The 20,192-nt window shown below is 66.0% G+C and carries 20 protein-coding genes; 10 read left to right on the top strand and 10 right to left on the bottom strand.

Features of this window, described 5'->3' with window-relative positions; translation table 11 throughout:
• The first annotated feature begins 91 nt into the window (after positions 1 to 91).
• From pheS to ACVJ19_RS13440, 4 genes are all read left to right on the top strand, one after another.
• Positions 92 to 1,174 carry a phenylalanine--tRNA ligase subunit alpha gene (gene pheS / locus ACVJ19_RS13455; protein ID WP_453948725.1) on the top strand — a complete coding sequence of 361 codons (1,083 nt, stop codon included), beginning with the start codon at positions 92 to 94 and terminating at the stop codon, positions 1,172 to 1,174.
• Positions 1,175 to 1,395: 221 nt separating this feature from the next.
• A complete protein-coding gene (locus ACVJ19_RS13450; protein ID WP_453948726.1) occupies positions 1,396 to 1,842 on the top strand; it encodes an endonuclease domain-containing protein in 447 nt (148 codons plus the stop codon).
• Positions 1,839 to 4,247 (top strand): phenylalanine--tRNA ligase subunit beta, encoded by a 2,409-nt coding sequence (pheT, locus tag ACVJ19_RS13445; protein WP_453948727.1) that lies wholly within the window; start codon positions 1,839 to 1,841, stop codon positions 4,245 to 4,247. The genes ACVJ19_RS13450 and pheT overlap by 4 nt, the downstream gene beginning before the upstream one ends.
• A gap of 55 nt (positions 4,248 to 4,302) precedes the next feature.
• Positions 4,303 to 5,073, top strand: coding sequence for a sulfite exporter TauE/SafE family protein (locus tag ACVJ19_RS13440; protein ID WP_453948728.1), 771 nt, complete (start codon positions 4,303 to 4,305; stop codon positions 5,071 to 5,073).
• A 164-nt stretch (positions 5,074 to 5,237) separates the two neighbouring features.
• Here ACVJ19_RS13440 and ACVJ19_RS13435 read toward each other — a convergent pair whose 3' ends face one another.
• On the bottom strand, positions 5,238 to 6,623 hold the full coding sequence (locus ACVJ19_RS13435; protein ID WP_453948729.1) for a flavin monoamine oxidase family protein: 1,386 nt from the start codon (positions 6,621 to 6,623) through the stop codon (positions 5,238 to 5,240).
• Between the two features lie 192 nt (positions 6,624 to 6,815).
• Here ACVJ19_RS13435 and ACVJ19_RS13430 point away from each other — a divergent pair, with 192 nt between their 5' ends.
• Positions 6,816 to 7,781, top strand: coding sequence for a YiiX/YebB-like N1pC/P60 family cysteine hydrolase (locus tag ACVJ19_RS13430; RefSeq protein WP_453948730.1), 966 nt, complete (start codon positions 6,816 to 6,818; stop codon positions 7,779 to 7,781).
• Between the two features lie 196 nt (positions 7,782 to 7,977).
• Here ACVJ19_RS13430 and ACVJ19_RS13425 read toward each other — a convergent pair whose 3' ends face one another.
• Positions 7,978 to 8,253: a metal-sensitive transcriptional regulator gene (locus tag ACVJ19_RS13425; RefSeq protein WP_024338640.1), complete on the bottom strand. Its 276-nt coding sequence runs from the start codon at positions 8,251 to 8,253 to the stop codon at positions 7,978 to 7,980.
• Positions 8,254 to 8,316: 63 nt separating this feature from the next.
• Here ACVJ19_RS13425 and ACVJ19_RS13420 point away from each other — a divergent pair, with 63 nt between their 5' ends.
• The 3 genes from ACVJ19_RS13420 to ACVJ19_RS13410 all read left to right on the top strand — a co-directional run bounded on the left by ACVJ19_RS13420 (position 8,317) and on the right by ACVJ19_RS13410 (position 12,388).
• Positions 8,317 to 10,776 carry a heavy metal translocating P-type ATPase gene (locus ACVJ19_RS13420; RefSeq protein ID WP_453948731.1) on the top strand — a complete coding sequence of 820 codons (2,460 nt, stop codon included), beginning with the start codon at positions 8,317 to 8,319 and terminating at the stop codon, positions 10,774 to 10,776.
• Between the two features lie 202 nt (positions 10,777 to 10,978).
• The gene (gene nikR, locus ACVJ19_RS13415) at positions 10,979 to 11,425 is read left to right on the top strand and encodes a nickel-responsive transcriptional regulator NikR (RefSeq protein ID WP_453948732.1); all 447 of its coding nucleotides are present in this window, start codon (positions 10,979 to 10,981) and stop codon (positions 11,423 to 11,425) included.
• Positions 11,426 to 11,647: 222 nt separating this feature from the next.
• Complete coding sequence (locus ACVJ19_RS13410) at positions 11,648 to 12,388, top strand: sulfate transporter family protein (RefSeq protein WP_453948733.1); 741 nt, start codon at positions 11,648 to 11,650, stop codon at positions 12,386 to 12,388.
• 23 nt (positions 12,389 to 12,411) lie between these two features.
• Here ACVJ19_RS13410 and nth read toward each other — a convergent pair whose 3' ends face one another.
• Entirely contained in the window at positions 12,412 to 13,179 is a 768-nt protein-coding gene (gene nth, locus ACVJ19_RS13405; RefSeq protein ID WP_453948734.1) for an endonuclease III, read from the bottom strand.
• 22 nt (positions 13,180 to 13,201) lie between these two features.
• Here nth and ACVJ19_RS13400 point away from each other — a divergent pair, with 22 nt between their 5' ends.
• Both ACVJ19_RS13400 and ACVJ19_RS13395 read left to right on the top strand, forming a co-directional pair.
• A complete protein-coding gene (locus ACVJ19_RS13400) occupies positions 13,202 to 13,735 on the top strand; it encodes a DUF2244 domain-containing protein (RefSeq protein ID WP_453948735.1) in 534 nt (177 codons plus the stop codon).
• A 54-nt stretch (positions 13,736 to 13,789) separates the two neighbouring features.
• Positions 13,790 to 14,686, top strand: coding sequence for a methylated-DNA--[protein]-cysteine S-methyltransferase (locus ACVJ19_RS13395; protein WP_100233290.1), 897 nt, complete (start codon positions 13,790 to 13,792; stop codon positions 14,684 to 14,686).
• Between the two features lie 135 nt (positions 14,687 to 14,821).
• On the opposite strand, the gene ACVJ19_RS13390 is transcribed toward ACVJ19_RS13395, so the two are convergent.
• From ACVJ19_RS13390 to dnaJ, 7 genes are all read right to left on the bottom strand, one after another.
• Entirely contained in the window at positions 14,822 to 15,445 is a 624-nt protein-coding gene (locus ACVJ19_RS13390; RefSeq protein WP_271510315.1) for a 2,3-bisphosphoglycerate-dependent phosphoglycerate mutase, read from the bottom strand.
• A gap of 23 nt (positions 15,446 to 15,468) precedes the next feature.
• Positions 15,469 to 16,284, bottom strand: coding sequence for a 4-hydroxy-tetrahydrodipicolinate reductase (gene dapB, locus ACVJ19_RS13385; protein WP_453948736.1), 816 nt, complete (start codon positions 16,282 to 16,284; stop codon positions 15,469 to 15,471).
• A gap of 211 nt (positions 16,285 to 16,495) precedes the next feature.
• Positions 16,496 to 16,807, bottom strand: coding sequence for a DUF1330 domain-containing protein (locus ACVJ19_RS13380; protein WP_453948737.1), 312 nt, complete (start codon positions 16,805 to 16,807; stop codon positions 16,496 to 16,498).
• 22 nt (positions 16,808 to 16,829) lie between these two features.
• Complete coding sequence (gene pyrF, locus ACVJ19_RS13375; RefSeq protein ID WP_453948738.1) at positions 16,830 to 17,540, bottom strand: orotidine-5'-phosphate decarboxylase; 711 nt, start codon at positions 17,538 to 17,540, stop codon at positions 16,830 to 16,832.
• Positions 17,541 to 17,546: 6 nt separating this feature from the next.
• Positions 17,547 to 18,125: an NADPH-dependent FMN reductase gene (locus tag ACVJ19_RS13370; protein WP_453948739.1), complete on the bottom strand. Its 579-nt coding sequence runs from the start codon at positions 18,123 to 18,125 to the stop codon at positions 17,547 to 17,549.
• A 57-nt stretch (positions 18,126 to 18,182) separates the two neighbouring features.
• A complete protein-coding gene (locus ACVJ19_RS13365) occupies positions 18,183 to 18,782 on the bottom strand; it encodes a class I SAM-dependent methyltransferase (protein ID WP_061023588.1) in 600 nt (199 codons plus the stop codon).
• An 88-nt stretch (positions 18,783 to 18,870) separates the two neighbouring features.
• Positions 18,871 to 19,995, bottom strand: a complete 1,125-nt coding sequence (gene dnaJ / locus ACVJ19_RS13360) for a molecular chaperone DnaJ (protein ID WP_453948740.1) — start codon at positions 19,993 to 19,995, stop codon at positions 18,871 to 18,873.
• Positions 19,996 to 20,192: the final 197 nt, after the last annotated feature.

The following is a 20,192-nucleotide window of genomic DNA, read 5'->3' as shown; positions in this document are numbered from 1 at the left end:
GGCCATGTGCCCGAAATGACCGGCTTTTTGCTTGACGTTACGGCCTTCGGGCGGCGACAACCCAGCCGAATTTAGAGCCAAGGATTTGACAGTGTCCGACCTCGCAACGCTCGAAACATCCATCCTCGACCAGATCGCCGCCGCCGGCGATGAAGCCGCCCTGGAGGCGGTGCGCGTCGCGGCCCTCGGCAAGAAGGGCTCGATCTCGGCGCTGCTTGCCACGCTCGGCAAGATGTCGCCTGACGAGCGCAAGACGCAAGGCGCCGCGATCAACCTCGCCAAGGACAAGGTCACCGCGGCGCTCGCAGCCCGGCGCGATGTTCTGAAGTCGGCGGCGCTCGATGCGCGGCTCGCGTCGGAAACCATCGACGTGACGCTGCCGCTGCGCGACGCGGCGGCCGAGGCCGGCCGCATCCATCCGCTGAGCCAGGTCTGGGACGAGCTGACCACGATCTTCGCCGACATGGGATTCTCGGTCGCCGAAGGTCCCGATATCGAGACCGACGACTACAACTTCACAAAACTGAATTTTCCGGAAGGCCATCCGGCGCGCGAGATGCACGACACGTTCTTCTTCCACCCGAAGGAGGACGGCTCACGCATGCTGCTCAGAACCCACACCTCGCCGGTGCAGGTGCGCACCATGCTGAGCCAAAAGCCGCCGATCCGCGTGATCTGCCCGGGCCGCACCTACCGCATCGATTCGGACGCGACCCACACGCCGCAATTCCACCAGGTCGAAGGCCTCGTCATCGACAAGGGCTCGCATCTCGGCCACCTCAAATGGATCCTGCACGAGTTCTGCAAGGCGTTCTTCGAGGTCGACCACATCAACATGCGCTTCCGGCCCTCGTTCTTCCCGTTCACCGAGCCGTCGCTGGAAGTCGACATCCAGTGCCGCCGCGACAAGGGCGAGATCCGCTTCGGCGAGGGCGAGGACTGGCTGGAGATTCTCGGCTGCGGCATGGTGCATCCGAACGTGCTGCGCGCCTGCGGCATCGATCCCGACGAGTACCAGGGCTTTGCCTGGGGCATGGGCATCGACCGCATCGCCATGCTGAAATACGGCATCGCCGACCTGCGCCAGCTGTTCGACAGCGACGTCCGCTGGCTCTCCCATTACGGTTTCAAGCCGCTCGAAGTCCCGACGCTTGCCGGAGGGCTGAGCTCGTGATGGGCTTGCTCAAATATGAGCTAGCGAAGACTCTCTCCGTTCCCTTCGCGGAGAGAACCCTCTCCCTGCCCCTCCCCCGCAAGCGGGGGAAGGAACGGATAGAGCGAGCGCGTAGCCGCTATCTCATGGGTACGTATTCTCTATCCGCTCGACGGGTCGCGCTCCCTCCCCCGCTTGCGGGGGAGGGCTGGGGTGAGGGTGTCTCCTCAATGGGGTTGCCAATGGTCGATCCTGAACATCCGAACTGGAAAGTGTCGACCAAGTTGCGGGCCAATGCGCGCGCGCTCAGATGTAATTTGACCGATGCGGAGCCTATCCTCTGGTCGGAGCTGCGCGCCGGTCGATTGAACGGCGTGGTTTTCCGCCGCCAAGTGCCGATCGAGCGCTACGTCGCCGATTTCATCTGCCATGCAGCCAAGCTCGTCATCGAGCTCGATGGCGGCCAACACTTCTCGAACGAAGGCGAGCGCGCCGATGCGCGTCGCTCTGCCGCGATCGAAGCGAAGGGCTTCAAGGTGCTCCGCTTCAGCAATCTCGATGTCATGACCAATCGTGGCGGCGTTCTCGAAACAATCGCGACCACCGTCGCGGAGAGAGCCCCCACCCCAGCCCTCCCCCGCAAGCGGGAGAGGGAGCAGACCGTCTCCGTGGAGAAGAAACAGCCATGAAATTCACGCTCTCCTGGCTGAAAGACCATCTCGAGACCGACGAGCCGCTGGACAAGCTCGCCGACAAGCTCACCATGATCGGGCTCGAGGTCGAGAACATCGAGGACAGGGCGAAGGCGCTGAAGCCCTTCACCATTGCGAAGGTGATCTCGGCCGAGCAGCATCCGAACGCGGACCGCTTGCGCGTCTGCATGGTCGACACCGGCGACGGCGGTGCGCCCGTGCAGGTCGTGTGCGGCGCGCCGAATGCGCGCGCGGGCCTCGTCAGCGTGTTCTCAGCCCCCGGCACCTACATTCCCGGCAAGGACATCACGCTCGGCGTCGGCACCATTCGCGGTGTCGAGAGCCGCGGCATGCTGTGCTCGGCGGCCGAGCTGCAGATCTCCAACGACCATGACGGCATCATGGAATTGCCGGCGGATGCACCGATCGGCGCTGGTTACGCCGAATGGGCCGCGCTCGGCGATCCCGTGGTCGAGATCAATTTGACGCCGAACCGGCAGGACTGCACCGGCGTGCACGGCATCGCGCGCGACCTCGCCGCCGCCGACATGGGCAAGTTCAAGGACCCCACCATCAAGCCGGTCAAGGGCGAATTCCCCTGTCCGGTGAAGGTCACGGTCGAGGACGCCACGCTCTGTCCGGGTTTTGCGCTCCGCCTCGTGCGCGGGGTGAAGAACGGGCCGTCGCCGGAATGGCTGCAGGAGCGGCTGACCGCGATCGGGCTGCGCCCGATCAACGCACTGGTCGACATCACCAACTTCATGACCTACGACCGCGCGCGCCCGCTGCACGTGTTCGACGCCAAGAAGGTCAAGGGCAATCTCGTCGTGCGCCGCGCGCGCGACGGCGAGACGCTGCTCGCGCTCGACGGCCGCACCTACAATCTCGATCCCGCCATTTGCGTGATCGCCGACGAGCACGGCGTTGAATCGCTCGCCGGCATCATGGGCGGCGAAGCCTCGGGCTGCGACGAGAACACCACGGACGTGCTGATCGAGTCCGCGCTGTGGAACGAGATCAACATCGCCCAGACCGGCCGCAAGCTCGGCATCAATTCGGATGCGCGCTACCGCTTCGAGCGCGGCGTCGATCCGGCCTTCATGGTGCCCGGCCTCGAGCTCGCAACCAGGCTGGTGATGGAGATGTGCGGCGGCGCGCCGTCCGAGACCGTCGTGGTCGGCAAATCCTTCGGCGATGACCGCGTGATCGATTTCCCTGTCACCGAGGTCAAGCGTCTCTCCGGCATCGAGGTGCCGCAGGTCGAGATGAAACGCATCCTGACCCATCTCGGCTTCATGATGGCGGGCCCCGGCCCGGTCGTGAAGGTCGCGGTGCCGTCCTGGCGCTCCGACGTGCACGGCAAGGCCGACATCGTCGAGGAGATCGTCCGCATCTTCGGCGTCGACAAGGTGCCGATGACGCCGTTCGAGCGCGGCGAGGACGCGCGCAAACCGGTGCTGACGCCGCTGCAGCTGCGCACCCGCCGCGCCCGGCGCGCGCTCGCGAGCCGCGGCATCATCGAGGCGGTGACCTGGTCCTTCATCAACAAGACTGCGGCTGAATTGTTCGGCGGCGGCCAGCGCGAGCTCGAAGTGGCCAACCCGATCGCATCGGATCTCTCCGACATGCGCCCGACCCTGCTGGCGGGCCTGATCGCGGCGGCGCAGGCCAATGCCGATCGCGGCTTTGGCGATGTCGCGCTGTTCGAGGTCGGCCAGGTTTTTAGGGGTGACCGCCCGCAGGACCAGTTCATGGCGGCGAGCGGCGTTCGCCGCGGCTTTGCTTCGTCCGAAGGTCTCGGACGGCACTGGACCGGCTCGGCGCAGGCCGATGTGTTCGACGCCAAGGCCGATGCGCTGGCGGTGCTGGCTGCGGCCAGCGCGCCGATGCAGGCGCTGCAGATCGTCTCCGGCGGACCGTCCTGGCTGCATCCGGGCCGCTCCGGCACGATCCAGATCGGGCCGCAGAACGTGCTCGGCTATTTTGGCGAGGTACATCCGCGCGCGCTCGAGGCGCTCGGCGCCGATGGGCCGCTGATGGTGTTCGAGGTGATCCTCGACCGCATCCCGGAGGCGAAGAAGAAGCCGACCCGCGCCAAGCCCTTGATCGAGCTGTCGGCCTTCCAGCCGGTGTCGCGTGACTTCGCCTTCATCGTCGACCGCGCGGTCAAGGCCGGCGATATCGTGCGCGCCGCGCAGGGCGTCGACAAGAAGCTGATCACCGGCGTGAACGTCTTCGACGTCTACGAGGGCAAGGGCATCGACGACGGCAAGAAGTCGATCGCGGTCGCGGTCACGCTCCAGCCGCGCGAGAAGACCTTGACCGATCAGGAGATCGAGGCCGTCGCGGCGAAGATCGTGGCGGAGGTGACGAAGAAGACCGGCGGCACGTTGAGAGCATGATGCCGAAAAGTGTGAAGCGGTTTTTTGGCAACATCATGCTCCAGAATCATCGAGCATGACGCTCGCTGACTTCCTTCCGAAGGACGTCAGCCTCACCATTGCGGCGGCGCTCTGCGCCGTCGCTTTCGTTTCGGGCACCGCCCGCGGCTTCTCCGGATTTGGTTCGGCGCTGATCTTCATGCCGCTGGCGAGCAGCATCGCGGCGCCGCGGCTCGTTGCCGCGCTGCTGCTCGTGATCGATTTCGTCGCGGCTGCGCCGCTGCTGCCGGATGCATGGCGGAAGGCGGACCGCAAGGCTACCGCCGTGATCGTGTTCGGCGCGCTGATCGGCGTTCCCGTCGGCACCTACTTCCTCAGCGTGCTCGAACCCGTCACCACGCGCTGGATCATCTCCAGCTTCGTCGCCGCACTGCTGCTTCTGCTGCTGTCGGGCTGGCGCTATCGCGGCAAGGACCACGCCTGGCTCTCGGTCGGGATCGGCGGCCTCTCCGGCTTCTGCAGCGGCCTCGCGCAAACCGGCGGGCCGCCGATCGTCGGCTACTGGCTCGGCCGCCCGATCGCGCCGATCGTCGCGCGCGCCAACATCGTGCTGTTCTTCGGCGCCTCGGATTTGTTCTCGATGACCAGCTACGCGATCACGGGCCTGATCAGCCGCGAGTCGCTGGTGCTGTCGCTGATCGTCGGCCCGGTCTACGCCCTCGGCGTCGCCTTCGGTGCCTCCCTGTTCGGCCGCGCCAGCGAAAAGGTGTTTCGCGGGATTTGCTATGCGCTGATTGCGATGGCGGTGATCTTTGGGCTGCCGGCGCTGGATGGCGTGTTGCGCTGACTCTCTCCACGGGTCGTCCCGGCGAAGGCCGGGACCCATACGCCGCAGCAGTCGTTGTTGGGCGAGATAGTCGTTGCCCGTCTTCGCCAAACTACTGCTGCGGCGTATGGGTCCCGGATCTGCGCTTCGCTTGTCCGGGACGACGGAGAGACTCAGTTCGCCTACTACTGCCTCACCCGCCGCTTCTTCGTCGACTGCGTCGGCACGTCGGCCGGCTCGTCCTTGATCGCGCCGATCTTGCGCAGCGCAGCGTCCGCGGCGCGCTCGCCGCTTTCCCAGGCGCCGTCGACGGTGCCCCACAATGTCTCGTGTGTGGCTTCGCCCGCGAGGAAGACATTGCCGATCGGCTCGGTCAGGATCTTTCGCGAGAGCTGACCGCCGGGCGCGGAGGCCGACATCGCGCCCATCACGTAAGGCGAGGCATTCCAGCGCGTCGCGCTGGTCTTCTGCACGGTGGCTGCCGCTTCGCTGCCGAACAGCTTTGAGATCCACTCCTTCGCGAAGGCGGCCATCGCCTTCTCGCCCTGCCCGGAGAGATCGCGACCGAACGAGCCGCCGACATCGATCGAGCACAGCGAGGAGCCGCCGATATTGGCATACATCAGCGCCGTGCGCGTCGAGTTGCTCTGCTCGATCAGGATATCGTCACGCGACAGGCCGAGCGGATTGCCCGGCAGCTGCAGCATGATGTGGTCGTAGCTGCCGAGGCTGAGCTTTGATGCCGCGTCCAGCGTGCGCTTGGGGATGTCGGGCGCGAACTTGATCGCGCCTGACGTCAGCACATTGGTCGAGACGGTGATGATGGCGGCGCGCGCGGCAATCTTGCCGCTCTGCGTCTCGACGCTGACGTCGCGGTTGCTCCAGGCGATCCGGCTTGCCGGCGTCGACAGCGCGACCGGCGCCTGCTCGCCGAGTTTCGTGATCAGGGTCCCCAGCCCCTGGCGGCAGGCGATCGCGGCATTGCGGTCCTGCGCACGGGCCTTGTCGATCGCCGACAGCTCCTTCAGGTCCTTGCCTGCAAAGCTCGCGCCCAGCATGAACTCGGCCGCGCCGGCCCAGTCGCCGAGATCCTTCGGCAGCACGGACGCGCAGGAGGTGTCGAGCTTGCCGCGCGCGGCCTCGTCGATGGCGCGGTTGGCACGGACCAGCGCCGCCAGAAATTCCTCGGTCTCGCCCGCGCGTGCGTTGCGGCGGCCGATGCGCATCTTCTGGCCGGCCGGCGCCGGCAGCACGTCGAGCCCGGCGCTGCGTGCCAGGCGGATCATCGGATTGGTCTCGGGATTGTGCATCCAGCGCGCGCCGCGGTCGAACGGCACATCGAAGGTCGTGGTATCCGTGATGCAGCGGCCGCCGACCTGCGAGGCCGCCTCCACCACCACGACCTTGCGATTGGCGGCCATGATGCGCCGCGCTGCAGCGATGCCGGCCGCGCCGGCGCCGATCACGACGATGTCGGCCTCGCGCGGCAGAGGTGCGGCGGTTGCGCGCAGGACCGGCATGGCGGCAAGGGCCGCCGACGCCGAAAGGAAACCGCGGCGCGTGATTGTCATGTCATGGTTTCCGGAGACTTGCGGCGAACGGGAACAGCCAGCGAACCTTGCCGCATCTGATGTTGCACGGCAACCATCATGGTGAATCAATCGTGCTTGATCTCACGGAGTGATGAACCGAATTGCAAGACGTTTCGACCATGCTAGAGAAGGGAAAAAAGACGGCCGGAAAAGGCTGTGGGGGAGTTCGACATGGGGACGGTCCTAGATTCAGTCGGCAAGCTGATTGCCGCGTACCTCTCGAAGGAGGTGCCGGGCTATGAGCCGTTCACGCCCAGCGACCCCGAGCACCTGCGCGGTATCATCGAGCCCGGCGACGTGCTGTTGGTCGAGGGCAACAACCGTATCTCCGGCATCATCAAATATCTGACGCAGTCGACCTGGTCGCACGCCGCGCTCTATGTCGGTCCGGTCGAGGGCGCCCACGAGCCCAACGGCGAGCCGCATGTGCTGATCGAAGCCAATATCGGCGAAGGCGTCACCTCCGCGCCGCTGTCGAAATACTTCCCGTATCACACCCGCCTCTGCCGTCCGGTCGGGCTCTCCCACGAGGACCGCACCACGGTCTGCCGCTATGCGATCAACCGCATCGGCTTCGGCTACGACACCAAGAACATCGTTGACCTCATGCGCTATCTGTTCCCGCTGCCGATACCGCAGCGTTGGCGCCGGCGCATGATCGCGATCGGCTCGGGCGATCCGACCAAGATCATCTGCTCCGCGCTGATCGCGCAGGCGTTCGACGCCGTGCGCTATCCGATCCTGCCGAAGATCACCAAGGCCGGCAGCCGCGCCGCACGGCGCGAGATCCTGCACATCCGCGATTCCTCGCTGTACATGCCCCGCGACTTCGACATCTCGCCCTATTTCGAGGTGGTCAAGCCGACCATCGTCAACGGATTCGACTACACCGCCCTGCACTGGGCCGACAAGCAAAAGCCGCTCGAGGAGGTGGCGGGCACTTTCAGTGTGTTTCCAGAAACGCTCCGTGCGCCGCCGCTCGTTCCTGAGGCGATTGACGAAGAAGCGCCGGATGAAGTTCCGGCTGAGGAAGTGAACGCGCAGCCGGCGGAGCTCACCGCCGCGTTCTCCGAGCATTTCGTGCTGCTGAGCGAGCTCGCGATGAACCGCGTGCGGGCGCGAGAGATGGCGGCTTAATCGCGTTGTCCACCGACGTCGTCCTGGCGAAAGCCAGGACCCATTATCCCTGGAAGTCGTTTGGCGAAGATTCGTCGTTCGGTACGCCTACCGAGCGTTATCGATAGATTCCGCGGTATGGGTCCTGGCTTTCGCCAGGACGACGCTAGAGGAGATACTGCGCGTCCCTCTCCACCGCCATTGCGGACGTACGCCCCTACCGCTCCGCTCGCCCGATCACCGCCATCAGCTCCGCGATCTTCTCACGCTGGTCGGCCTTGTCGCCGCTCGCGATGGCGTGCTCGACGCAATGGGCGACGTGGTCCTTCAGGATCTCCTCCTCGACCCGGCGCAGCGCGGCGCGCACCGCCGAGATCTGCGTCACGATGTCGATGCAGTAGCGGTCTTCCTCTACCATTTTCGACAAGCCACGAACCTGGCCCTCGATCCGGCCGAGACGTTTTCCGACAGATGCCTTGATGTCCTTGCGCATGGGGTCTATATACCCCTACCGGGTATGGGTTGCAAGCCCCGAGGACAAGGCCGGAGCATGGGAATGAACAACAACGAACACGGGCATCATCACGACGCGGAAACGCCTTCCGGATGCGGCTGCTCCACGAAAGCTGCAGCGCCGGCAGCCAAGCCCGCGGCCTCGTGCTGCGGCGGCCACGGCGATCATTCCGGCCATGCACATCATCAGGCCCATGACCACGGTGACGCCGCGACAAAAGTCAAAGACCCCGTCTGCGGCATGACGGTCGATCCTGCGACGTCAAAGCATCGCTTCGAGCATCACGGCGAGACCTTTCACTTCTGCTCGGCCGGCTGCCGCACCAAGTTCGCCGCCGATCCCGCAAAATACCTTGCCAAGGAGAAGGCCCCCGAGCCGAAGTTGCCTGAAGGCACGATCTACACCTGCCCGATGCATCCGGAGATCCGGCAGGTCGGACCCGGCACCTGCCCGATCTGCGGCATGGCGCTGGAGCCGGAGGTGGCGAGCCTCGAGACCGGCCCCAATCCGGAGCTCGCCGACATGACGCGGCGGTTCTGGATCGGCGGCGTGCTGGCGCTGCCGGCGGTGGTGCTGGAAATGGGCGGCCACCTCGCGGGTCCGCACAACTGGATCGATCCGACGCTGTCGAACTGGATCCAGCTCGTCTTCGCAACACCGGTGGTGCTGTGGGCCGGCTGGCCGTTCTTCGTCCGCGGCTGGCAGTCGCTGCTGACGCGCAACCTCAACATGTTCACGCTGATCGCGATGGGCACCGGGGTCGCCTATGTCTACAGCGTCCTCGGCACGGTCACACCGCAGATCTTCCCCGCCACGTTCCGCGGCCATGAGGGCGCGGTCGCGGTCTATTTCGAGGCAGCCGCCGTCATCACCGTGCTGGTGCTGCTCGGCCAGGTGCTAGAGCTGCGCGCCCGCGATGCGACGTCGGGCGCGATCAAGGCGCTGCTGCAGCTTGCGCCGAAGACCGCGCGCCGCGTCGACGCTGACGGCAGCGAGCATGAGGTCGAGATCGACACGCTCCATGCCGGCGATTCCCTGCGCGTGCGTCCCGGCGAGAAGGTGCCGGTCGACGGTGTCATCCTCGAAGGCCGCTCCTCGCTCGACGAGTCGCTGGTGACAGGCGAATCCATGCCGGTCACCAAGGAGCCAGGCGCCAAGGTCATCGCCGGCACGCTGAACCAGTCGGGCAGCTTCATCATGCGCGCCGACAAGGTCGGGCGCGAGACGCTGCTGTCGCAGATCGTGCAGATGGTCGCGGATGCGCAGCGTTCACGCGCGCCGATCCAGCGCCTGGCCGACCAGGTCGCCGGCTGGTTCGTGCCGGCCGTGATCGTCGTCGCCGTCGCCGCCTTTGCCGCATGGACCTGGTTCGGACCGGAGCCGCGGCTCGCCTTCGGCCTCGTCGCCGCCGTCAGCGTGCTGATCATCGCCTGTCCCTGTGCGCTGGGCCTGGCAACCCCGATGTCGATCATGGTCGGCGTCGGCCGCGGCGCGCAAGCCGGCGTGCTGATCAAGAACGCCGAGGCGCTGGAGCGGATGGAGAAGATCGACACGCTGGTAGTCGACAAGACCGGCACCCTGACCGAGGGCAAGCCCAAGGTGGTCGGAATCGTGCCGGCGTCCGGCTTTGCAGAAGACGACATCCTGCGCATTGCGGCCACCGTCGAGCGCGCCAGCGAGCATCCGCTGGCCGACGCCATCGTGCGCGCGGCGAAGGAGAAGCAGCTCGCGCTCGGCCAGGTCGAGCAGTTCGATTCGCCGACGGGCAAGGGCGCGACCGGCAAGGTCGACGGCAAGACCGTCGTGCTCGGCAATGCCAGATACCTGTCGTCGATCGGCATCGAGACCACAACGCTCGACACGGAGGCCGAACGGCTGCGCGGCGATGGCGCGACCGTGATCAACATGGCCGTCGACGGTGCGCTTGCCGGCCTGTTCGCGATCGCCGATCCGGTCAAGGCCTCGACGCCGGAGGCGCTGAAGGCGCTGGCCGAAGAAGGCATCAAGGTGATCATGCTGACCGGCGACAACCGCACCACGGCCGAGGCCGTGGCGCGCCGGCTCGGCATCGCCGAGGTCGAGGCCGAGGTGCTGCCGGACCAGAAGAGCGCGGTGGTGACCAAGCTGCAAAAGGCCGGGCGCAGCGTCGCGATGGCCGGCGACGGCGTCAACGACGCGCCGGCGCTGGCCGCGGCCGAGGTCGGCATCGCCATGGGCACCGGCACCGACGTGGCGATGGAGAGCGCCGGCGTCACCCTGCTCAAGGGCGATCTTGTCGGCATCGTCCGTGCGCGAAAGCTGTCGCAGGCGACGATGAGCAACATCCGCCAGAACCTGTTCTTCGCCTTCATCTACAACGCCGCCGGCATCCCGATCGCGGCCGGCATCCTCTATCCGACCTTCGGCGTGCTGCTCTCCCCGATCATCGCCGCGGCGGCGATGGCGCTGTCCTCGGTGAGCGTGGTCGGCAACGCGCTGCGGCTTCGTGCGACACGGCTGTGAAGGTGCCAGCGGCGACGAAGGTGCGCTCCCTCGCCCCGTTCTTACGGGGAGAGGGTTGGGGTGAGGGGCTGTCTCCGCAATCACAGTGAGAATTGGACTCGCAGAGAGTCCCCCTCAACCGGAATTCAAGCTAGGCTTGAATTCCGACCTCTCCCCGCAAGCGGGGCGAGGTAAGAGGAGCGAGACCCGTGGAGAGGACCTGATGCAGCGGATAACGATCACGATCGAGGACGACCTCCTGGCGGAGATCGACGCCGCGGCGGATGCGCGCGGCTACCAGAACCGCTCCGAGATCATTCGCGACCTCGCGCGCGCCGGGCTGCAGCAGAGCACCGAGGACACCGCGCAGACCGGCCAATGCGTCGCCGGTCTCGTCTATGTCTACGATCACGCCGCGCGCGACCTGTCGAAACGACTGGTGCAGGAATTCCACGGCCATCACGACCTCGCGCTGGCGACGCTGCACGTCCATCTCGACGACAACAATTGCATGGAGATGACGGCGCTGCGCGGCGCCGCCGACGAGGTCAGGCATTTCGCCGATCACATCATCGCCGAACGCGGCGTGCGCTACGGCCGCGTGGTGATGATCCCGACCGGCGAGGGCAAGCAGGTGAAGGCGCGCAAGCACGGGCACCGGCACGAGTAGCTGGGGGCTTGCGTGCCCCGGACGCAGCGCAGCGCGCACTTGGGCGGTGCGCTGCAGAGCCGGGGCCGATCTCGCCGCAAGCTCCTGGGTCCCGGCTCAGCAGCGCGTCATTTCATGCCGCGCCGCGTCCGGGACACGGTGGTGCCTTGGGCAGCCCCCGCCCTTGCCGAAGCCGCATTCGGTGTCTACCTCTCGCGAAGTGTTTACCTCAGAGGTTCCCCCATGCTGGATGCCGCCGTGAAGGCGCTGTCGCAAATGATCTCGCCGCCGATGCGCTCGATCCTGTGGCGATCGATCGGGCTCGCGCTGGTGCTGATCACCGTGCTGGCGATCGGCCTGCAGCGGCTGCTCAGCTGGTTTGCGACCTCCGGCGAGGTCTGGCTGGAGGGCCTGCTCGGGCCGGGCTGGCACTCCTCGCTCGAGGTTCTCTCCTGGATCGTCTCGATCGCGGCGGGGCTTGGCGTCGTGTTCGGCGGCATCTTCCTGATGCCGGCGATCACCTCGGTGGTGGCGAGCCTGTTCGTCGACGACGTCGCCGACATCGTCGAGCGCGAGCACTATCCCGCCGAGCGCCCGGGCGTGGCGCTGCCGTTCAGCCAGGCGATCATGGAGGGCGTCAAGACCGCGCTGCTGGCCATCCTGGTTTACCTGGCTGCGCTGCCGCTGGTGTTGTTCGCCGGCGCGGGCTTCCTGATCTTCTTCATCGCCGCCGCCTGGCTGCTGGGCCGCGAATATTTCGAGCTCGCCGCGATGCGCTTCCGCTCGCCGGAGGAAGCCAAGGCGATGCGGCGCGACAATGCCGCGACCATCTTCACCGCCGGCCTCTTCATCGCCGCCTTCGTCTCGATTCCGATCGTCAATCTGGCGACGCCGATCTTCGGCATGGCCTTCATGGTCCACATGCACAAGCGCCTGTCAGGCTCGCGCCCCGAGCTGATCGAGCCGGCCCGGCAGATGCGCTGACGACGGCCGGCGCACGGGCCTGCTCATACCGTCTTCTCCGGCCAGCGGCAGAGATCGTTGATCAGGCACACCTCGCAGCGCGGCTTGCGGGCGAGGCAGGTATAGCGGCCGTGCAGGATCAGCCAATGATGGGCGTGCAGCATGAACTCGGCCGGGATCACCTTTTCGAGGCCAAGCTCGACCTCGAGCGGCGTCTTGCCGGGCGCAAGTCCCGTGCGATTGCCGACGCGGAAGACATGGGTGTCGACCGCCATCGTGTGCTCGCCGAAGGCCATGTTGAGCACCACGTTGGCGGTCTTGCGCCCCGCACCGGGCAATGACTCGATCTCCGCGCGCGTGCGCGGCACCGCGCCGCCGAATTCGCCGAGCACTTTTGCCGACAGCGCGATGACGTTCTTGGCCTTGGTGCGATAGAGGCCGATGGTCTTGATGTAGTCGCGCAAGCGCTCCTCGCCGAGGTCGAGCATCTTCTGCGGCGTATCGGCGACCTCGAACAATGCGCGCGTCGCCTTGTTGACGCCGGCATCGGTCGCCTGCGCCGACAGCACCACCGCGACCAGCAGCGTGAACGGGTTGACGTGCTCGAGCTCGCCCTTCGGCTCCGGATTGGCCTTGCGGAAGCGGCTGAAGACCTCGTGGATCTCCGCCGGCGTCCAGGGTTTTATGGCCTTGAGCGATTTCCTGGCCGGCACCGATTTCTTAGCGGGCTTGGGCTTCGCGACAGTCGCCTTTGCCTTTTTCTTCGGCACGGCGGCTTTGCGCTGGACCGGCTTGCGGGTGATTTTCGCCATGATCGGGATATACTGAGGGACGATGAGCACAGGCAACGAAATTGAGCGCAGGGACTCTGAAGCTCAGCGCGAACCTCAGATTTTCTCGGCGCTGCTGACGCCGCACCGCTCGCTGAACCGCACCGGCTTCCTCGCCGTCATGCTGTTCCTGAGCGTCGTCAGCTTTGCCACCGGCCTCGCCTTCCTGATGAAGGGCGCCTGGCCCGTGCTCGGCTTCTTTGGTCTCGACGTGCTCGTGGTCTGGTGGGCCTTCAAGGTCAATTTCGGCACCGGGCGGGCGCGCGAGGAGATCACCGTCACGACCTCCGAACTGCGCGTGAGGCGCATCAGCCATCGCGGCCAGGTCGCCGAATGGACCTTCAATCCGCTCTGGGTCCGCCTCGACATGGAAGTCGACGAGGACTTTGGCATCGAGCATCTCTATCTGATCTCGCGCGGCCACCAGATCCAGATCGCGAGGTTCCTGGGGCCTGAGGAAAAGGCTAGTTTTTACAAAGGCTTGGTTGAGGCACTGAACGCCGCCAAGCGTGGCCCGACCTACAACCCGATCAGCTGATCCCAGTCGGAAATCGGGTGGTTTCAGGCCCGCCCCTCTCCTACATTTCCGGTCATGATGACACTCGCAATCCATGACCAGCGCCTGGCCAAGCCGGGCCCCCAGAACGCCGCTCTGCGCGACTATGATTCCGTCCGCCGGGCGATCGCGTTCATCTCGGAGAACTGGCGCGCGCAGCCGACCATCGAGGCGATGGCGGATGCGGCCGGCGTCACGCCCGATGAGCTGCACCATCTGTTCCGCCGCTGGGCCTCGATCACGCCGAAGGCTTTTATGCAGGCGCTGACGCTCGATCACGCCAAGGGTCTGCTGCGGGACTCCGCGAGCATCCTCGACGCTGCGCTCGACTCCGGCCTGTCAGGCCCGGGCCGGCTGCACGATCTCTTCGTCACCCACGAAGCGATGTCGCCGGGCGAATGGAAGAACGGCGGCGCAGGACTGACCTTGCGCTACGGCTTCCATCCCTCGCCGTTCGGCACCGCCATCGTGATCGCAACCGACCGTGGCCTCTCGGGCCTCGCCTTCGCCGATCCCGGCGAGGAGAAGATCGCGCTCGCCGACATGACGCGGCGCTGGCCGAACGCGACCTATGTCGAAGATCACGAAGGCACCGCGCCGCTTGCCGCGCGCATCTTCGACCCGAAACTCTGGCGGCCCGACCAGCCGTTGCGCGTGGTCCTGATCGGCACCGATTTCGAGGTGCGGGTGTGGGAGACGCTGCTGAAGATTCCGATGGGCCGCGCGGTGTCCTATTCCGACATCGCCTGCAACATCAACAGCCCGAAGGCCTCGCGCGCCGTTGGCGCCGCGGTCGGCAAGAACCCGGTCTCGTTCGTCGTGCCGTGCCACCGCGCGCTCGGCAAGAGCGGCACGCTCACCGGCTATCACTGGGGCATCACCCGCAAGCAGGCGATGCTGGGCTGGGAAGCCGGGCGAGTGGGGGTGCAGTAGATCGCCGTCCCGGCGAAGATGCCGTAGGGTGGGCAAAGGCGCAAAGCGCCGTGCCCACCATCTTTCTCAATCGCTAACGGAGCGTGGGCACGCTTCGCTTTGCCCACCCTACGGCACCGCGCGTGCGATGAAGACCTAACCCGCCAGATCCAACTTCGAGGCCACGGTCGAATCCGCATTCAGCCGGTAGATGATCGGCACGCCGGTGGCGAGCTCGCGCTTCAGAATACCTTCCGGTGACAGCTTCTCCAGCACCATGATCAGCGCGCGCAGCGAATTGCCGTGGGCGGCGACCAGCGTGCGCTTGCCGTTGAGCACGCCGGGCAGGATCTCCTGCACGTAGTACGGCAGTGCGCGCGCGAGCGTGTCCTTCAGGCTTTCGCCGCCGGGCGGCGGCACGTCGTAGGAACGGCGCCAGACATGCACTTGCTCCTCGCCCCATTTCTTGCGGGCGTCGTCCTTGTTGAGGCCGGAGAGATCGCCATAGTCGCGCTCGTTCAACGCGAGGTCCTTCGAGGTCGGCAGGCCCTCCTGGCCGAGCTCGCCGAGGATGAGGTCGAGCGTGTGCTGCGCGCGCGTCAGCACCGAGGTGTAGGCGACGTCGAACACGAGTCCCTGCGCCTTCAGCTTGCGGCCGGCTTCCTTGGCTTCCTTCACGCCGAGCTCGGTGAGATCAGGGTCCTTCCAGCCCGTGAACAGGTTCTTCAGATTCCATTCGCTCTGGCCGTGGCGCACGAGCACGAGGAGACGTTCACTCATCAACTGCTTTCCGTTGGGTTCGATCAGAAATCGGCGAGGCCGAGCACGTCGGCCATGGAGTAGTGCCCCGGCGCCTTGCCATGCGCCCACAGCGCCGCCTTGAGCGCGCCGTGCGCGAACAGCATGCGATCCTCGGCCTGGTGCGAGAGCGTCAGGCGCTCGAACGGGCCGAGGAAGGTCACGCTGTGGTCGCCGGCGACGGTGCCGCCGCGCAAGGAGGCGAAACCGATATTGCCCGGCCGGCGCGCGCCGGTGATGCCGTCGCGGCCACGCTCGGAATGTTCATCGAGCGTAACGCCGCGCCCGCTGGCCGCCGCCTGACCCAGCATCAGCGCAGTTCCCGAGGGCGCATCGACCTTCATGCGGTGATGGGTTTCGACGATCTCGATGTCAAAGGTCTGGTCGAGCGCCTTGGCGACGCGCTTGACCACGGCGGCGAGCAGATTGACGCCCAGGCTCATATTGCCGGATTGCACCACGACCGCGCGATTGGTGACGCTCTTGATCACGGCATTGTCGGAGCCGGAGAGCCCGGTGGTGCCGATGACATGAACGAGGCCGCGCTCGGCGGCGATCGCGACATTGGCGATGGTCGCGGCCGGCACGGTGAAATCGAGGATGCCGTCGGCATCCTTCGACATCGCCCAGAGATCGGCGGAAAGCTTGATGCCATTGGCTGGCAGGCCTGCGAGCACGCCGGCATCCTTGCCGAGCAGGTCGGAGCCCGGCGCCTCCAGCGCGCCCGCCAGCACCGCGCCTTTGCTCTCGGCAATCGCCCGCACCAGCGCGCGGCCCATCCGGCCGCCGGCTCCTGCAACAATCAAGCGCATGTCGGACATGGTGTGATCCTCTTCGGAGCCGTTGTAGCGGGGGGATGCAGTTCCGGCAACCGAGGGAGATCGGGCAGGGTCGCCTGCGGCCATCCTTCGAGACGCCCGCCTACGGCGGGCCCTCAGGATGAGGGCGCGTTTCGCGGCGAGATGTCAGACCCTCATGGTGAGGAGCCCGCGCAAGCGGGTGTCTCGAACCATGCAGGCCTGAGATCGCGTCTCAGCCGTCCTGCGGCTGCGGGCCGTCATAGCCCTCGATGATGATGAGATCGGCGATCGAGTGCGGCTGGCGCACCTTGATGTTGGCCTGGTATTCCGGCGAGTTGTAGCAGGCGATCGCGGTCTGGTAGTCTGGGAATTCGATCACGACGTTGCGGGTGCGGCTGGCGCCCTCGACGGTGGTGAACTTGCCGCCGCGGATGACGAAGCGACCGCCCCATTTCTTGAAGATCGAACCGTTGGCGACGACGTAGGGCTTGTAGCCCTCGTCATTGTTCACGTCGACGCGTCCGATCCAGTAGCCTTTTGCCATTGTTCTTCTCCCTTGTTGGTGGTTAGCCGAGCGCCTGCGCGATCTCGGTCTGGATGGCGTCCGCGACGGCCTTCGGGTCAGCGGCTTCCACGACCGGCCGTCCGACGACGAGATAATCGGCGCCCGCGGTGATCGCGCGGCCCGGCGTCATGATGCGCTTCTGGTCGCCGCTGGCCGAACCCGCCGGACGGATACCGGGGGTGACGAGGTTCATCTGATGGCCGACGATCTTGCGCAGAGCACCGACCTCCTCCGGCGAGGACACGAGGCCATCGACACCCAGCACCTGCGCCTGCTGCGCGCGCGCCTCGACCAGCTCGGAGACGCTGAGCCGATAGCCGGCGGCGTGTAGATCATCGTCGTTGTAGGACGTCAGCACCGTGACAGCGAGGATCTTCAGGCCCGACCCACCGCGTCCTTCGACGGCCGCCTTCATGGTCTGCGGATAGGCGTGCACGGTGACGAAGGTCGCGCCCAGCCTGGCCACGCTCTCCACACCACGCGTCACCGTGTTGCCGATGTCGTGCATCTTGAGATCGGCAAAGACCTTCTTGCCCTTGTCGGCGAGCTTGCGGATCAGCGGCAGGCCGCCGGCATAGGCGAGCTGATAGCCGATCTTGTAGAACGAGACGCTGTCGCCGAGCCTTGCGATCATCGCCTCCGCGGCATCAACGCTCGGCAGATCGAGCGCAACGATCAGGCGGTCTTTCGGGTCGATTTCGGCTGGCGTCATGTCACCTCACATCATGCGTTGGGAAACGTCGATCAACTGCGCTACCAGCTCCTTCAACGCGGCGATATCGCGCTCGTTCTTCAGCCTGTCCATATCGTCATAGGCATCGTTGGCAAAGGCGAGCGTGAGCTGGCTGGCAATCACATTGGCGTGGCAGGAGGTCAGGATCAGGCGCAATGCCTGGAGCGCGCGGGCGGCACCTAACCGGCTCTGCGAAGCGCCCGCGAGCGCAAAGGTGCGATTGCGGAACACTTCGCCGCGCGCCTCGTGCAGTTCGTGGACGAGGCTGACCCAGTCGATCGCGTTCTTGAGCAGCGGCGGCACCGAGGCGTTGTATTCGGGCGAGACGATCAGCACGCCGTGATGCGCGCCGATCATGCGCTTCAGGTTGATCGCGTTCTTGGGCACGCCGGACTTGGCCTGGAGATCGCCGTCATAGATCGGCAGCGGGAAATCGGCGAGCGAGATGCGGGTGACGTCGACGCCGGCCCGCGCGAATTCATAGGCTATGACCGCCGCCAGCTTCGCATTGTGCGAGCCGGTGCGCAGCGAGCCGGGAATGACCAGGATTTTGGGTGCGGACATCCGCTTCCATGCGTTCGGCGAAATGAGCCCGCCGCGCAAAGAACAACGCCGGCGGAATTAGTCCTTGCGATACACCCAGACGCGGGCCGGCGGAAGGTTCATCCAGATCCGTTCCGAGGCCTCTGTGGACACGCCGGGGAGCGATTTCGGGATCGGCGGGACCACCGCATAGGTGAACTGGATGAAGGGCGCGCCGGGCGCCAGCGCCGTAAAGGCATCGCGAATGAGCCGCAGCCGCGTCAGCATCGGTTTTGTGACCAGCGGCAGGCCCGAGACGACGGCGCTGGCCGGCGCGCTCAGCACGTTCCAGAGCGTGTCACGCAGCCGATAGGCATCGCCCTGCACGACCTTGGCCTGCGGGTAGCGATCGCGCAGCAGCGCGCAGAAGCCGGGATTGTATTCGACGAGAACGAGACGCTTCTGGTCGACGCCACGCTCGATCAGCGCCGAGGTGATGGCGCCGGTGCCGGGCCCGAGCTCGACCACCGGTGCGTCGGAATCGACGTCGACATAGTGGGCCATGGTCCGGGCCAGGAGCTTGCCCGACGGCATCACCGCGCCCATGTGGAGGGGCTTTTCGATCCACGATCTGAGAAAGCGCACCTCGTCGTCGAGACGGGGCTTCTTCAACGCACGCGCGGACGATGGCAATGGCATGTCTGGACCGGACGGGACCGCAGGACCGCGGCGTGTCAGAAAATGGTCATAAACAGGTATAGGCCGCGGGCGATACGGTCAAGCCGGGTCAACTCGCCCGATTACCGAAGAAGTCCTTGACCTTGGCGAAGAAACCCTCGGATTCCGGCTGGGTGTTGCCGGAGGAGAGCTTTTCGAACTCGGCCAGCAATTCCTGCTGCTTCTTGGTGAGGTTCTGCGGGGTCTCGACCACGACCTGAACATACATGTCGCCGGTCTGGCGCGAGCGCAGCACCGGCATGCCTTTTGATGCAATGCGGAACCGACGGTTGGACTGGGTCCCGGCCGGCACCTTCACCTTGGCCTTGGCCTTGTCGATGGTCGGCACCTCGAATTCGCCGCCGAGGGCGGCCGTCACCATCGAGATCGGCACCCGGCAATGCAGGTCGGCGCCGTCGCGCTGGAAGAACTGGTGGTGGGCCAGCGACAGGAAGATGTAGAGGTCGCCGGGCGGACCACCGCGCACACCGGCCTCGCCTTCGCCGGCGAGCCTGATCCGCGTGCCGTCCTCGACGCCCTGGGGAATGTTGACCGACAGCGTGCGCTCGCGGGTGACGCGGCCCTGGCCCGAGCAGGACGGGCAGGCGTCCTCGATCATCTGGCCGCGGCCCTGGCAGCCCGGGCAGGTGCGTTCGAGCGTGAAGAAGCCCTGTGACTGCCGCACGCGGCCGGCGCCGCCGCAGGCCGAGCAGGTCTTCGGCTTGGTACCGGCCTTGGCGCCGATGCCCGAGCAGGCCTCGCAGGTGACCGAGACCGGGATCTCGATCTGCGCGGTCTTGCCGCCGAAGGCTTCCTCGAGCGTGATTTCCATGTTATAGCGCAGATCGGCGCCGCGCTCGCGACCGCCGCGGCCGCGCTGTCCGGCCATACCGAACAGGTCTTCGAAAATGTCGGAGAAGGAGGAGGCGAAGCCCGCGCCGAAGCCGGCGCCACCGCCGCCGCCCTGCTCGAAGGCGGCATGGCCGAAACGGTCATAGGCGGCGCGCTTGTCCTTGTCTTTCAGGACCTCGTAGGCCTCGTTGATTTCCTTGAACTTGACTTCGCTGGTGTCGTCCCCGGGATTGCGGTCGGGGTGGAACTTCATCGCCAGCTTGCGAAAGGACGATTTCAGGACGGAATCGTCGGCAGTGCGCTCGACTTCAAGGGTTTCGTAATAGCAGCGCTTGGTGGACATGGCGGGCTCGGTCTATCCAATCGCGAGTCAAGTCGGAGCGAAACAACGTCGCCACGCGACCATATAGGCAGCCTTGCGCCTTGCGGCAGAGGGCGGCACGGCGGCGTTGAGAATAATGGCTGGGAATTGATTGATCGTAACGGGCGCCTCGCCCGACGAGCCCGACACGACGGCCTCCCCCGTGAGGGAGGAGGCCG

Source organism: Bradyrhizobium sp. USDA 376 (assembly GCF_054063675.1).
This window is presented reverse-complemented; position numbering and strand designations above follow the sequence as displayed.

Coding starts and splice junctions, on each gene's coding strand:
- ACVJ19_RS13450 (WP_453948726.1), top strand. CDS start 1,396: ATGGTCGATCCTGAACATCCGAACTGGAAAGTGTCGACCAAGTTGCGG.
- pheT (WP_453948727.1), top strand. CDS start 1,839: ATGAAATTCACGCTCTCCTGGCTGAAAGACCATCTCGAGACCGACGAG.
- ACVJ19_RS13440 (WP_453948728.1), top strand. CDS start 4,303: ATGACGCTCGCTGACTTCCTTCCGAAGGACGTCAGCCTCACCATTGCG.
- ACVJ19_RS13435 (WP_453948729.1), bottom strand. CDS start 6,623: ATGACAATCACGCGCCGCGGTTTCCTTTCGGCGTCGGCGGCCCTTGCC.
- ACVJ19_RS13430 (WP_453948730.1), top strand. CDS start 6,816: ATGGGGACGGTCCTAGATTCAGTCGGCAAGCTGATTGCCGCGTACCTC.
- ACVJ19_RS13425 (WP_024338640.1), bottom strand. CDS start 8,253: ATGCGCAAGGACATCAAGGCATCTGTCGGAAAACGTCTCGGCCGGATC.
- ACVJ19_RS13420 (WP_453948731.1), top strand. CDS start 8,317: ATGAACAACAACGAACACGGGCATCATCACGACGCGGAAACGCCTTCC.
- nikR (WP_453948732.1), top strand. CDS start 10,979: ATGCAGCGGATAACGATCACGATCGAGGACGACCTCCTGGCGGAGATC.
- ACVJ19_RS13410 (WP_453948733.1), top strand. CDS start 11,648: ATGCTGGATGCCGCCGTGAAGGCGCTGTCGCAAATGATCTCGCCGCCG.
- nth (WP_453948734.1), bottom strand. CDS start 13,179: ATGGCGAAAATCACCCGCAAGCCGGTCCAGCGCAAAGCCGCCGTGCCG.
- ACVJ19_RS13400 (WP_453948735.1), top strand. CDS start 13,202: ATGAGCACAGGCAACGAAATTGAGCGCAGGGACTCTGAAGCTCAGCGC.
- ACVJ19_RS13395 (WP_100233290.1), top strand. CDS start 13,790: ATGATGACACTCGCAATCCATGACCAGCGCCTGGCCAAGCCGGGCCCC.
- ACVJ19_RS13390 (WP_271510315.1), bottom strand. CDS start 15,445: ATGAGTGAACGTCTCCTCGTGCTCGTGCGCCACGGCCAGAGCGAATGG.
- dapB (WP_453948736.1), bottom strand. CDS start 16,284: ATGTCCGACATGCGCTTGATTGTTGCAGGAGCCGGCGGCCGGATGGGC.
- ACVJ19_RS13380 (WP_453948737.1), bottom strand. CDS start 16,807: ATGGCAAAAGGCTACTGGATCGGACGCGTCGACGTGAACAATGACGAG.
- pyrF (WP_453948738.1), bottom strand. CDS start 17,540: ATGACGCCAGCCGAAATCGACCCGAAAGACCGCCTGATCGTTGCGCTC.
- ACVJ19_RS13370 (WP_453948739.1), bottom strand. CDS start 18,125: ATGTCCGCACCCAAAATCCTGGTCATTCCCGGCTCGCTGCGCACCGGC.
- ACVJ19_RS13365 (WP_061023588.1), bottom strand. CDS start 18,782: ATGCCATTGCCATCGTCCGCGCGTGCGTTGAAGAAGCCCCGTCTCGAC.
- dnaJ (WP_453948740.1), bottom strand. CDS start 19,995: ATGTCCACCAAGCGCTGCTATTACGAAACCCTTGAAGTCGAGCGCACT.